The 12,873-nt window shown below is 74.3% G+C and carries 13 protein-coding genes; 2 read left to right on the top strand and 11 right to left on the bottom strand.

Annotation, left to right across the window (positions count from 1 at the left end; all coding sequences use genetic code 11):
* Positions 1-141: 141 nt before the first annotated feature.
* The 10 genes from ACFCX4_RS27525 to ACFCX4_RS27480 form a co-directional block, all read right to left on the bottom strand.
* Positions 142-696, bottom strand: coding sequence for a dihydrofolate reductase family protein (locus ACFCX4_RS27525; protein WP_376147771.1), 555 nt, complete (start codon positions 694-696; stop codon positions 142-144).
* Between the two features lie 100 nt (positions 697-796).
* Positions 797-1,516 (bottom strand): helix-turn-helix domain-containing protein, encoded by a 720-nt coding sequence (locus tag ACFCX4_RS27520; RefSeq protein ID WP_376147768.1) that lies wholly within the window; start codon positions 1,514-1,516, stop codon positions 797-799.
* A gap of 216 nt (positions 1,517-1,732) precedes the next feature.
* Positions 1,733-3,259, bottom strand: coding sequence for an amino acid permease (locus tag ACFCX4_RS27515; protein WP_376147765.1), 1,527 nt, complete (start codon positions 3,257-3,259; stop codon positions 1,733-1,735).
* Positions 3,260-3,304: 45 nt separating this feature from the next.
* Complete coding sequence (locus tag ACFCX4_RS27510; RefSeq protein WP_376147762.1) at positions 3,305-4,252, bottom strand: glutaminase; 948 nt, start codon at positions 4,250-4,252, stop codon at positions 3,305-3,307.
* Positions 4,252-5,646 carry a glutamate decarboxylase gene (locus ACFCX4_RS27505; RefSeq protein ID WP_376147759.1) on the bottom strand — a complete coding sequence of 465 codons (1,395 nt, stop codon included), beginning with the start codon at positions 5,644-5,646 and terminating at the stop codon, positions 4,252-4,254. The genes ACFCX4_RS27510 and ACFCX4_RS27505 overlap by 1 nt, the downstream gene beginning before the upstream one ends.
* A 115-nt stretch (positions 5,647-5,761) precedes the next feature.
* On the bottom strand, positions 5,762-7,063 hold the full coding sequence (locus ACFCX4_RS27500) for a sensor histidine kinase (protein WP_376147756.1): 1,302 nt from the start codon (positions 7,061-7,063) through the stop codon (positions 5,762-5,764).
* 4 nt (positions 7,064-7,067) lie between these two features.
* Complete coding sequence (gene cseB / locus ACFCX4_RS27495) at positions 7,068-7,844, bottom strand: two-component system response regulator CseB (protein WP_376147753.1); 777 nt, start codon at positions 7,842-7,844, stop codon at positions 7,068-7,070.
* A gap of 141 nt (positions 7,845-7,985) precedes the next feature.
* A complete protein-coding gene (locus ACFCX4_RS27490) occupies positions 7,986-8,846 on the bottom strand; it encodes an endonuclease/exonuclease/phosphatase family protein (RefSeq protein WP_376147774.1) in 861 nt (286 codons plus the stop codon).
* 308 nt (positions 8,847-9,154) lie between these two features.
* Positions 9,155-10,210: a D-alanyl-D-alanine carboxypeptidase family protein gene (locus ACFCX4_RS27485; RefSeq protein WP_376147750.1), complete on the bottom strand. Its 1,056-nt coding sequence runs from the start codon at positions 10,208-10,210 to the stop codon at positions 9,155-9,157.
* Positions 10,211-10,451: 241 nt separating this feature from the next.
* The gene (locus ACFCX4_RS27480; RefSeq protein WP_376147747.1) at positions 10,452-10,994 is read right to left on the bottom strand and encodes a GNAT family N-acetyltransferase; all 543 of its coding nucleotides are present in this window, start codon (positions 10,992-10,994) and stop codon (positions 10,452-10,454) included.
* Between the two features lie 313 nt (positions 10,995-11,307).
* Between ACFCX4_RS27480 and ACFCX4_RS27475 the strand changes: the two genes are divergently transcribed.
* Both ACFCX4_RS27475 and ACFCX4_RS27470 read left to right on the top strand, forming a co-directional pair.
* Positions 11,308-11,889, top strand: a complete 582-nt coding sequence (locus ACFCX4_RS27475; protein ID WP_376147744.1) for a dihydrofolate reductase family protein — start codon at positions 11,308-11,310, stop codon at positions 11,887-11,889.
* A 103-nt stretch (positions 11,890-11,992) separates the two neighbouring features.
* Entirely contained in the window at positions 11,993-12,508 is a 516-nt protein-coding gene (locus ACFCX4_RS27470; RefSeq protein ID WP_376147741.1) for a DUF2004 domain-containing protein, read from the top strand.
* Positions 12,509-12,582: 74 nt separating this feature from the next.
* On the opposite strand, the gene ACFCX4_RS27465 is transcribed toward ACFCX4_RS27470, so the two are convergent.
* Complete coding sequence (locus ACFCX4_RS27465; RefSeq protein WP_376147738.1) at positions 12,583-12,777, bottom strand: MbtH family protein; 195 nt, start codon at positions 12,775-12,777, stop codon at positions 12,583-12,585.
* Between the last annotated feature and the right edge of the window lie 96 nt (positions 12,778-12,873).

Raw genomic sequence — 12,873 nt, 5'->3', positions numbered from 1 at the left:
CCCATTTTCACGCCCCCCCCCCCCACCTCCACCAACAATATTACGCCCGGCGCCCGCTTCTTTTTTTCAAACCCCCCCGCGGGGGGGGGGGCCGCGGGGGGGCGCCCCCCGGCCGGGGCGGGGGCCCCCGCGCCGGGTGGATCAGCGCACCGGACGGTAGGTGGCGATGATCACTCCGCTGCTGGTCGGGCGGGCGCCGACCAGCTCCAGCTTCTTGAGGGCGCTGTCGTCGGCGAACAGCTTCCTGCGGCCCTCGCCGGCCACCACCGGGTGGATCAGCAGCACCAGCTCGTCCAGCAGGTCCTGCTCCAGCAGCGAGCGCACCAGCGTCGGGCTGCCGGCGACGGTGATGTCCTTGCCCTCGCCCGCCTTGAGCTCGCCGATCGCCGTTGCCAGGTCGCCCTCGACGAGGGTGCTGTTCGCCCAGTCGTCGACGTCGTCCAGCGTGGAGGAGAAGACGTACTTGGGCGTCTCGTTGATCCACTTGGCGAAGCCGGCGTCCTCGCCACCGGTCACCGTCGGCCAGTACCCGGCCCATTCGGTGAAGGTCACCCGGCCCAGCAGGATGGTGTCGGCCGTCTCCAGCGCCTGCCCCAGCGCCTCGGCCATCTCCTCGTCGAACGCGAACTGCCACTCGTTCGGCGACTGGACGACACCGTCGAGCGAGATGAACGGGCTCGAAACGACCTTGCGCATGATTCCTCCGTGACGGGTTCGGGACCGTCCGTCCGGGCCTGCCGGCGGGCCGGAACGGTCCTGCGACCGGTGGGACGGCCCCGCCGGTCAGGACAGGAACCTATGCCGTCTCCGGTGTCGAGGGCTTGTACAGAAGCGACAGCGGCTCCGCACCGTCCGGAGCGCTCAGCCGGGTGGCGGTCCGGCCGATGTACCGGGTCAGGGAACGGGCCAGGTGCGGCTGGTCGTAGTAGCCCACCCGGTGCACCACCTCCTGCACCGGCACACCCTCCTGGAGCAGCACCGCAGCCTCACGAGCGCGGTGGATCTGCCGCACGGCGCCCCGGGTGAGGCCCGTCGCCGCGAGGAAACGGCGCTGCAGCGTGCGCTCGGAGACACCGGGAGCGGCGCCGTCGAGCACCGCGGGCACGAGCGGGTCCCGGTCCACGATGCCCTCGCGCACCATGCGCCGCACGAACGCCTCCGCGTTGTCGTAGTCGGGCGGGTGCCACGCGGAGCCCTTCAGCCGGACGGAGCGCCGTGTCACGTCGGGGATCTCCGCGACGGCCCCGACCAGCGGGCCGATCGGTAGGTGCGGCATCGAGGTGCCCAGGGCGAAACTGATGCCGAAGAACGTCGCGTCCTCGGGGACGGGTGCCGGGCAGGCCACGGGCTCCGGGCCCAGGACGGCCGCCCGGACCTCCCCCCGGTGCTCCCAGAACACGAGCTCCCAGTGCGGGGCGGCGACCGACGTCATCCGGCCCACGCCGTCGCTCCGGCTGCGCCAGACCCGTTCGATGTACGGCAGTTCCGACGGCCGGCTCTCGATCTCCAGGCCCACCCCGACCGTCCTTCCGTTCCTGGCCCGACGGCCGGTCCGCGGTGCCGTCCGGTCGGTCGGGGCCGGAGCCCCGGGCCGGACCCGTGCGTGACGCGCGCCCCGGGGCCGTCGCGGCCCGTCGTCCCTGCCGCCGCGGGCCGGTGCCCCGGCAGCCGCCCGCGGACACCGTACCGGGGAGGACCGACGGGCGAGCGGTCGGACACCGACGGGCGGGCGCTACCGGGTGGTGGTGGTGTCGGTGCCGTCCGTCCCGCCGGAGGGCTGCCAGCCGGGCTTCTTGAAGCGTTCGAGGACGAAGGGGATGGCCGGGACGATGACGGCACCGAGGACGACCATGGTGACGTAGAGGGCCGGGCTGCCGACGGTGAGCTGCGCGGGCGGGACGAAGGCCAGGACGAACGCGAACGCGACGGCGGCGAAGCCGGTGCCGGCCACGGCCCACATGCCGAGGTCGCCACCGGGGACGCGGAAGGCACGGGGCAGGGACGGCTGGGTGCGGCGCAGCCGGATCGCGGCGGCGTACATCAGCATGTAGACGATGAGGTAGAGACTGACGGCCATGGCCGAGATCAGGAAGAACACGGTCTCCACGTTGTCCATCGCCAGGTAGAGGCAGGCGAACGCCGACACGACGATGCCCTGCACGAAGAGGATGTTGCGCTGCACGCCCCGCTTGTTGGTCTTCTGCATGAACGGCGGCAGCAGGCCGTCCCGGGCGGTGGCGAGCAGGCCTCGGCTGGGGCCGGTGATCCAGGCCAGCACGCCGGCGAGGGCGCCGTAGCAGATGAGGCCGGCCAGGACGTAGACCGGCCAGCCGACGTCAAGCAGCGTGCTCAGCGAGCGCTGCAGGGCGTCGAAGACGCCGGTGGTGATGTCGATGCCCTGGTAGGGCAGGATCCCGGCGACGGCGAGGGCCCCGAGGGTGAAGATCCCGAAGGCGACGGTGGCCGCGACGGCGATGGCCGCGGGGTAGCCGCGCTTGGGGTCCTTCAGTTCCATGGCGTGCGGTCCCTGGGACTCCACGCCGGCGAAGTTGAGCAGGATGCCGGCCAGGAAGGACAGCCCGGAGAGGCCGGAGATGTAGGGGAACCAGCGCGGGTGGTCGTGCCCGTGGCTCTCGACGGTGACGGCCGGCGCGGTGGCGTGGTCCCAGCCGGGGCTGTGACCGGAGATCACCCAGGCCAGGAACAGGGCGATCAGGACGAGGCCGGGAACCACCGTGCCGGCCACGAAGCCGTACTTGGTGACCTTGCCGGCGAAGTGGTTGCTGATCAGGGCGACGGCGGTGCACGTCCAGAACGCGACGATGATGAAGCAGCCGATGTAGACATGGTTGTTCGCGGCGTCGCCCTTGCCGACCGTGTAGGCGGCGGCGGTGGCGGCGAAGGTGAGGCCGGTGGGGTACCAGATGATGTTCTGGACCCAGGCCAGGAAGATCGTGGCGAAGCCGACCGGCCGCCCGAAGGCCTCGCCGACCCACACGTACAGACCGCCGGCGCGGCGGCCGAAGGCACCGCCGAGCTCGGCGGCGACCAGTCCGGCGGGGACGAGGAAGAGGAAGGTGGAGAAGGCGATGTAGGCGAACATCGTCAGTTCCTCCTTGGCCATCATCGGCAGGCCGCGCAGGCTGGTGACGATGGCCGCGGCGGTCATCAGGCCGAGGGTCGACACCGCCATGTCGGCGGTGGGGGCGGCCCTGCGCCCGGTTGCCGGGGCGGCCGAACCGGTGGGGCTGTCGCCCATGTCGGCTCTCCTTCGGGACGGTCGGTGACGTTAAGGGGAAGCGGTTCAGAGCAGGGCGAGGCCGGTGACGGCGAGGAAGCTCTCCAGGGCGAGCGCCCCGGTGACCGAGTTGCCCTTGGCGTCCAGCCCCGGGCTCCAGGTGGCGACGGCGCAGCGGTCGGGGACGATCGCGAGCAGGCCGCCGCCGACCCCGGACTTGACCGGAAGTCCGATCCGGTAGGCGAACTCGCCGGCCTCGTCGTAGGTGCCGCAGGTCAGCGTGATCGCGTTGATGCGGCGGGCGTCGTCGCGGCTGTAGGCACGGGTGCCGTCGGCCTTGAGGCCGTGGCGGGCCTGGAGCAGGCCGGCCTTGGCGAGCTGGGCGCAGCTGATCATGACGGAACACTGGCGGAAGTAGTGGTCGAGCACCTCGGGCACCGGGTTGCGCAGGTTGCCGAAGTCGGCCATCAGGTAGGCCAGCGCGCGGTTGCGGTTGCCGGTGCGGGCCTCCGAGCTCTCGGTCACCCCGTCCAGGTGGAGCAGCGGGTCTCCGGTCTCGGAGCGCAGCAGGGCCCTGACGGCGGCGTAGGCGTCGCCGGTGAGGCTCTGCAGCTCGTCGGTGACGACGATCGCGCCGGGGTTGATGAACGGATTGCGCGGGATGCCGTTCTCGTGTTCCAGCTGGACGAGGGAGTTGAAGGGTTCGCCGGAGGGCTCGCGGTGGACGCGCTGCCACAGCGAGCCGTCGCCGGCGCCGAGGACGAGTCCGAGGGCGAACAGCTTGGAGATGCTCTCGATCGCGAAGGGCACGTCCGCGTCGCCGGCCGTGTGCAGCCGGCCGTCGACCGTGGCCACCGCGATGGCGAACCGGCGCGGGTCGACCCGTCCGAGGTCGGGGATGTAGTCCGCGACCTCGCCCTCGCCGATGTGCGGGCCGACCTCGGCCATGACGTGTTCGAGCGCCGCGTCGAGGTCCACGGGACCGGTGTCCGCGCCGCCGGGCGGGGCGGCCATCAGTGGTGGAAGCCCTTGCGCCGGGAGTCGGCCGGGGTTCCGCCGGTGAGGCGGTGCAGGCTGCGCCGGATGTCGGCGGCGAGCAGCGCCACCTCGTCCGTGCCGATGCCGTGCCGGATCAGGATCCGCTGGATCACCGTGTCCTGGCGGTCGGCGGGCAGCGGGTAGGCGGGGACCTGCCACCCGCGCATGCGCAGTTGGCCGGAGAGGTCGTAGAGGCTGAAGCCGGCCGTGGCGGGGTCCTTGAGCGTGTAGGAGACCGCGGGGAGCGCGCCCTGGCCGTCGTAGAGCAGCTCGAACGGGCCCATCGCGTCGATCTGCGCGGCCAGGAACCGGGCGCTGTCCGCGCACGCCTCGTAGACGCGCCGGTAGCCGCCGCGCCCCAGCCGCAGGAACAGGTAGTACTGGGCGATGATCTCCCCGCCGGGGCGGGAGAAGTTGAGGGCGAAGGTCGGCAGGTCCCCGCCGAGGTAGTCGACCCGGAAGACCAGTTCCTCGGGCAGCAGCGAGGAGTCGCGCCACAGCACCCAGCCGACTCCCAGCGGTGCCATGCCGTACTTGTGGCCCGAGGCGTTGATCGAGGAGACCCGCTCCAGCCGGAAGTCCCACACCAGGTCGGGCTGGAGGAAGGGGGCGACGAACCCGCCGCTGGCCGCGTCCACGTGGACGGGGATGTCCCAGCCCTTCTCGGCCTGGATCCGGTCCAGTTCGGCGGCGATCTCGGCGACCGGTTCGAAGTCGCAGGTGAACGTCACGCCGAGGATCGCGACGACGCCGATCGTGTTCTCGTCGACGTGGTCGGCGAGCTGGTGCGCCCGCAGGCCGGTGGCGCCCGGTTCCAGCGGGACCTGGCGCAGCTCCACGTCGAAGTAGCGGGCGAACTTCTCCCAGCAGATCTGGACCGGGCCCGCCACGATGTTGGGCTTCCCGGTGCTCAGGCCGGCGGCCTGCCGCGCCTTGCGCCAGCGCCACTTCAGGGCCAGGCCGCCCAGCATCGCGGCCTCCGACGAGCCGGTGGTCGAGCAGCCGATCGAGCGGGAGTCCTGCGCCCCGGCCGAGGGCGCGTTCCACAGGTCCGCCAGGATGTGGACGCAGCGCTGCTCGATCTCCGCGGTCTGCGGGTACTCGTCCTTGTCGATCATGTTCTTGTCGAGGCACTCGTTCATCAGCCGGTGCACCTCGTCGTCCGACCAGGTCGTGCAGAACGTCGCGAGGTTCTGGGCGGCGTTCCCGTCGAGCAGCAGTTCGTTGTGCAGCGCCGCGTACACGACCTCGGGCGGGCTGTGGTCCTCCGGCATCCGGTACTTCGGCAGGACCTCCCGGCTCAGGACGTTCGCGAAGACGTCCGTCGACTCGTCCCGCTCGTCCGGGTCGCTCACCTCGTGCAGTGCCATGCCCCGAGCATCCCGGCGGTGCCTGCACGGCGAAACCGGTCGTGGCCGATCGGGTGACGGTCCCGGTGGCACCGCTCTGCTCCCGTCGGCCGGGCGGGCCGGGCTCCGGGGCGCGTCAGACGGCGGCGGGGTGGTCCGGGGCCGGCGGGTCGGCGGGGCCGGCCGGGTCGGCGGTGGCGAGGTCGAGGGTGGCGAGGGCACCGCCGTCCGGGGCGTTCGTGAAGGTCAGGCCGGCGCCGAGCACCGCGGCGTGGCCGACGGCGATGGTGAGGCCCAGGCCGTGGCCCCGGCCGCGTTCGGCGGCGCCGGTGCGGAAGCGCTGCGGCCCCTCGGCGAGGAGGTCGTCCGGGAAGCCGGGGCCGTGGTCGCGCACCGTGATCCGGGCGCCGGTGACGGTGACCTCGACGGGCGGCGCGCCGTGCCGGTGGGCGTTGGCGACGAGGTTGGTGACGATGCGCTCCACCCGGCGCGGGTCGGTCGGGACGACGGCGGGAGCCTCCAGCCGCAGCCGGGTGCCGCCGCCGGCCTGCCCGGCCGCATGGGCGACGAGCTCGCCGAGGGGCACCTCGTCGACCCGGGCCCGCTCGGCCCCGGCGTCCAGGCGCGAGACCTCCAGCAGGTCCTCGACCAGGACCCGCAGCGCGAGCACCTGTGTGCGGACCAGGCCCGCCGCCTCGTCGTCCTCCGGGAGCAGGCCGGCCGCCGTGACCAGGCCCATCAACGGGGTGCGCAGCTCGTGGGCGACGTCGGCGGTGAAGCGTTTCTCCGCGGCCAGCCGTGCCTGCAGCGCGGCCGCCATCGCGTCCACCGCGGCCGAGATGTCGGTGATCTCGTCGCGGGCCCGGCCCCGCCGGCCGATCCGGGCGTCGAGGTCCCCGTCCGCGATCCGCCGGGCGGTGCGGGAGCCGTGGCGCAGCCGCCGGTTCATCCGCTCCGCCACGAGCGCGGCCGCGGGCACGACGACCAGGAGCGCGGCGAGCGCCGCCTTGACCATGCTGCGGTCCAGCAGCTGGAGACTGCGCACCTGGGCGCTCATGTCGGTCCGCACGACGATCACCTGGTCGTCACCGACCGGTGCCGCCGCCCAGAGCCAGTACCAGTTCGGTTCCTTGACGTCGTACCAGAGCGCGAACGAGGAGGGCGTCCGCAGGTCGGCGACGCCGTGCGCCAGCGGCGCCGGCAGGTCGGCCGTGGTCCGCAGGTCCGCGAAGGCCGGACGGACGCCCGTCAGCGAGTACTCCTTCTGCGCCGCGGCCACCTGCGCGGCCGTCAGTTCGCGGCCGGCCCGCTCACCGCTCCGGTCCGCCGCCCGGTGGACGAGCACCCCGATCACGGCGGCGACCGCGCAGCAGGCCAGCGCGACCAGGGCCGCGGCCTTCCAGCGCAGGGAACGCGGGTAGAACCGTCGCGTGGCCATCCGCTCAGCCCCGCACGAGCTTGTAGCCGAAGCCCCGGACGGTCTCGATCCGGTCCGCACCGATCTTCTTGCGCAGCCGCACCACGCACAGGTCGACGACCCGGGTGTCGCCCTCCCAGCCGTAGTCCCAGACGTCGCGCAGCAGGCGGCGGCGGTCCAGGACCGCGCCGGGGTTCTCGGCGAAGGCCAGCAGCAGGCGCAGTTCGGTGGGCGTCAGCGGGACCGGCCGCCCGTCCAGGCGCACCTCCAGGCCGCGCAGGTCGACGGTCAGTCCGCCGAAGACGAGGAGGTCGGACGGGGAGAGCGGGGCCGGCGGGGTCTCGGAGAACGACGGGGACGACGGCGCCGGCGGAGCCCCTTCCGGCCGCGCGGGCTCCGGGGCCGGGGGCCGGTGGAAGGTGGCGCGGCGCAGCAGGGAGCGAATGCGGGCGACGAGTACGGGGATGTCCACCGGCTTGACGACGTAGTCGTCGGCGCCGGCCTCCAGTCCGGCGACGACGTCGAGGGCGTCGCCGCGGGCGGACATCATCAGGATCGGGGTCAGGCTCTCCTCGCGGACCCGTCGGCACAGGCCGATGCCGTCGAGGCCCGGGAGCATCACGTCCAGGATCAGCACGTCGTGCGCCCCGGCCCGGAAGGCCTCCAGGCCGTCGAGACCGTCCCCGGTGACGTCGACCCGGTAGCCGTAGCGTTGCAGGGCCAGCTGGACCGAGCGGCGGATGACCGCGTCGTCCTCGACGAGCAGGACGCCGACCGGGTCGGGCACACGAATGGCGGGCAAGGGTTCTCCGATGTGTTCGCCCGGGGAGCCGCACTCCGTCCGGGCCCGCGGGTGATCGATCGTAGCCGTACGGGCGACGGCGCTGTGCCGGGGCCGGGGTCCGGGGCGGCAGGGCGGGCGCCGGTCGGCCGCGCGGACCGGTCAGAGCCGCAGGGACGCCGCGACCGGCAGGTGGTCGCTCCCGGTGTCGGGCAGCGTCCAGGCCGCACGCGGTGTGATGCCGGCCACCAGGATCTGGTCGATCCGCACCACCGGGAACGCCGCGGGCCAGGTGAAGCCGAAGCCGTCGCCTGCCTCCCGCTGCGCCGAACGCAGCGGTCCCGTGAGCCCGCGCAGCGCGGAGTCGTCGGTCGAACCGTTGAAGTCCCCCAGGACCACGATCCGCGCGAGCCGCTCCGCCCGGAGCGCCTCGGCGAGCCTGGCCGCCGCCTCGTTGCGGCGGTCGGTGGCGAAGCCGGTGGCCGGGTTCACCCGGACGGAGGCGAGGTGCACCGCGTAGAGCGCCACCGGCCCCTTCGGCGTCCGCACGGTGGCGCGCAGCGCCCTGGTCCAGGGCATGATCTCCACCGGCTCCACGTCCTCGACCGGGTACCTGCTCCACACCCCGACCCCTCCCCGTACCTCGGAGTAGGGGTAGGCCGCCGCCAGTTCCCGCCGGAAGGTCTCCTGCGCCCGCCTCCCCAGCTCCTCGACCGCCAGGACGTCGGCGCCCGAGGCCGCCAGCGCGCGGGCCGTGCGGGCCGGATCGGGGTTCTCCTCGTTCACGTTGTGGCTCACCACCGTGAAGTCCCCGCCGCCGGAGCGCTTGTCGAGGAGGGCGGGGCCGAACAGGACGGTCCAGACCAGGGCGGGGACCAGCACGGCGACCGCCGCCAGGACCGACCGGCGCACCGCCGCGCAGCACAGCAGCAGGACGACGCCCAGCCCCGACCAGGGCAGCACCGTCTGCCAGAGACTGGCGAGGTTGCCGACGGTGTTCGGCAGGGCGGAGCCCAGGGCCATGGGCAGGGCGAGGAGCGGCGCGGCCACGGCGATCGGCCACCCGCGCGGCCCGAACCGCCCGCGCCGCCCCGCGCCGCGGCCCGCCCGTGCTCCGGCTCCGGCCGCGCGGCGCGGGCCGGGGCCCGGGGAGGTGCGGAGGAGGCGGCGGAGCGGGTGGAGGAGGCCGCCGGGAGCGCGACGGGCCGGCGGGGCGGCTGCGGAGGTGCCCGCGGGGCCGTCGTGCCCCGTTCCGTCCGCCCCCGGCCCGGACTCCGACGGGGGTACCGGCGAGAGCACCGGTGGGACCGTGTCCGTGCCCGTACCCGCGTTCACGCCCACTCCCGGCGGCCGCCGTCGAGGGCCGGCAGGACGGGCGGCAGCTTCTGCCCCAGCGCGTCGACGAGCCGCCCGCTGTTCTCCAGCGCCGCCCGCATGCCCTCGGTGGGCGTCGTACCGGCGCGCTGGCCCAGCACCACGCCGAGGACGAGCCGGCGCCCCGTGCCGGCCCCGCCGTCCGGCACCTCCAGGGCCCACATCAGGTTGCCGCCCGCCGGGGTGCTCGACCCGGTCTTCAGCCCCACCACCCCGGGCCGGTCGAGCAGCGTGTTGGTGTTGCGCAACGGCTCCGCGCGGCCCGGCAGCATGGTGCTGCGCAGGGCCACCGTGGCGCGCAGCGCCGGCTCCTTCATCGCCTCGCGGGCCAGCACCACCTGGTCGGCGGCCGTGGACACGGTCGTGGGTTCGATCCCGCTGGCGCCCGTGTAGGTCGTCGCGGTCATCCCCAGCCTGGCCGCCTCCGCGTTCATCCGCGTCACGAACGCCTCCTCGCTGCCGGCGTCCCAACGGGCCAGCAGCCGGGCCACGTTGTTCGCGGACGGGAGGAGCATCACCTCCAGCAGCTTGCGCTGGGTGAGCCGCTGGCCCTCGACCACGGGGGCCGTCGACTCGCTCGTCGACGCCGACTCGGCCGCCGCCCGTGCGTCCACCGTGATCGTCGGGCCGTCCTGGCCGTCCTGGAGCGGGTGGTCCCGCAGAACGACGTACGCCGTCATCACCTTGGTGACGCTCGCGATCGGCACCGGCTGCTGCGGCCCGTTCACCCCCACGACGCCGACCTTCGTCACGGCGACCGCCGACTGCCCCTCCTCCGGCCACGGCAGGTCGAGACCCACGAGGGGCGCAGGAGCCGGCAGCGACGGGGAGCCCTCGCCACGGACGGCTCCTTTCCCGGCGCCACCGGCCGCGGGCCCGTCGGGCAGGCCCGCCGCGATGCCGCCGCCGGCGCCCGCGACCAGCACCGCGGCCACCAGCCACAGCACCCTGCGGCGGGACTCCCGGCGAGGGCCCGGCACGGTGCGGGGGTCGTCGACTTCAGGTTTCGTCACGGCGGACACGGCAGCTGCCTCCCGGAGCAGAGGGACACGGAGCCCGGTGGCGCGGACGGCCACCCGGGGTGTGCCAACAGACTCCGGGACGGGTGCTTCGGGCCGATCGTGGTTCGGCTTCCGCCGCCGCGCGGTCGTGTATCAAGCACGTACCGGTGACGTGGCGCGCGGAAACAGAGTCGCCCGTGCCACCCCGTTCCTCTGCGGCCGGCACACCGTCCGACGCTCCGCGCGTCCGGGATCACGCTCCGGGCGGCAGCGCCAGTTCGTAACGGCTGAGCCAGACCTGCGGACGGGCGTCCTGCGGCCGCTCCCCCGGCGGGCCGTCCACCGGCACGTCGCCCCGGTGCACGAACCCCCGGCCCTCGTAGTACGCCCGCAGCCGCTCGTTGTGCCGCACGCAGTCCAGGCGCAGCGCGTCCACGCCCCGCTCCCGGGCCGTCTCACGGGCCCGGTCCAGGATCACGGCGCCGAGCCCCGGCACCCGGCGCCGCACCGCGAGCCGGTGGACGTACCCGGCGGTGCCACCGAGCTCCGCCCACATCGGGTCGGCCCAGTCCAGGGTGAACGTGCCCACGGGCTCCCCGTCGACGTCCACCAGCCAGGTCTCGCCCCGGGCTATCGCGCCCTCCACCCAGTGCGCGCCGAAGCGCGCCGGCCACTGCCGGACGCCCTTCCCGCCGAGCCAGGCCGCGGCCTCGTCCAGCACCCCCAGCACCTCGTGCGTGTGCTCACCGGCCGCACGCCGGAAAGCCACACCGTCCCTGTTCCAGTCGACCGTCATGATCCGAATCATCGCAGCAGCCCCACCGGCGCCCCCTCCCGGCCCCGGCCCCGGTCGCCCTGCCGCTGGTGCGTGCCCACCGTCCGCCCGCACCAGCGGAACAGGGCCCGGGAGCCGGGGTCCGGAGCGCGCCCGTGTCCCCCGCGCGGCTCCCGCCCGGAAGGCCCGGACCGGGCACCCGGAGCGGCGGAACCGGCTCCCCGCAGGTCGGGGTGCGGCCTTCGCGGACCGGGCCGAGCCCCCGCCGGAAGCGGTGCGGACGACGGCCCGCGACCCGCTACTTTTGGGGCACACCAGAGCAGAGGAGAGCCCCGTGGGCACTGTGGTCATGTACGGATCGGTATCGGTGGACGGCTTCATCGCGGACGAGAAGGACCAGCCCGGACCGCTGTTCGACTGGCTGACGGAGGGCGACGTCCCACTGGACGGGAGCGGCGCGCTGACGGTCTCGCAGACGTCCTACGACCACACCCGGCCGTACTGGGACAGCATCGGCGTGACCGTCGTCGGCCGCCACGTCTTCGACCTGACCGACGGCTGGGACGGGACGCCTCCCGGCGGGATCGACCACGTGGTCGTGGTGACGCACCGGCCGGCGCCGGAGGGCTGGGACCCCGGGGCGCCGTTCCACTTCGTCGACGGCATCGAGGCGGCCGTCGCCAGGGCGCAGGAACTCGCGGGTGACCGCGTCGTCGAGGTTTCCGCCGGCGACGTCGGCGGCCAACTGCTGGCCGCGGGGCTGGTCGACGAAGTGCGGATGGACGTCGTCCCCGTGGTGTTCGGCTCGGGCAAGCGCTTCTTCGGGACGGTCCGGGCACAGCACCTGCTGGAGGACCCCGACACCGTGCTCCAGGGCAACCGGGTGCTCCACCTGCGCCACCGGGTCCGCCGCTGACCGGGCACCGCCGCCCGGGACCGGCTGTCGGTGGCGTGTGGGAGAGTCACGGGCACGACGGGGCCGAGCGGCCCCACCGGTCCGGTACGACAGGAAGGGCGGGGTGTCCCGCATGAAGACCGTCGAGCACGACCGTTTCGGGCGTCTGGAGGCCGGCGCGGCCGGCGACGCGGACACCCTCTGGCAGGGCACCGCCCCGCTCGGGGCCGAGGAGGTCGACGTCCTGCTGTGGGCCTCCGGGGCCGGCGCGCCGGACTCCGGGGAACTCGACGACCTCGCGGCGCGCCTCGCCGCGCTTCCCGCCCTCGACGCGGCGGCGCGGGCGGCCCTGCGGGCGTACCTGGGCGGGGACCGTCACTTCATCGACTTCCACGTCGAGGAACTCGCGGACAGCGCGGCCGTCGGCCGTCTCGTCCGGGAGGCGGCGGGGGCGGACGTCCCGGTGGACGCCTTCGTCGCGGCGCTGCGTCTGCACGGCGTCGGCCTGTGGCCGGGCGGCCCGTCCCGGCCGCCGGCGGTCGTCCTGGACTACGTGTTCGAACCCGGGCTCAGCGACCAGGTACTCGCCGTCAGGGCGACCCGGCACGGCGCGGTCGTGTCCGTGGACTGGGAGAGCTGACGCGGGGAGCCGACACGGAATCCGAGGGGGAGCCGGCCCTGCCCCGGCCGCGGAGGGCGGCCGGGGCACGCCGCTCAGCGGGCGCCGAGCCGGTCCCGCATGCTCAGCGGGCGGATGTCGGGCCACACCGCGTCGACGTGGGCCGTGCACTCCTGCTCGGTGCCGACGAAGCCCTCGGCGGCCCAGCCGGCGGGGAGGGCGGCTCCGGCGGGCCACAGTGCGTGCTGTTCCTCGTCGTTGCGGACGACCTGGTAGAGCGTGTCGCTCATGGGGTTCTCCTGCGTGCTGCTCGGGATCGGGGGCCGCGGGGCGGGGCGCCGCCCGCCCCCCCGCCCGGGGGTGAGACGGGGGGCCCACTCGCGTAT

Source organism: Kitasatospora sp. NPDC056327, from assembly GCF_042261735.1.
Classification (GTDB): Bacteria; Actinomycetota; Actinomycetes; order Streptomycetales; family Streptomycetaceae; genus Kitasatospora.
The sequence above is the reverse complement of the archived record's forward strand: the minus strand, read 5'-3'. Positions and strand labels throughout refer to the sequence as shown.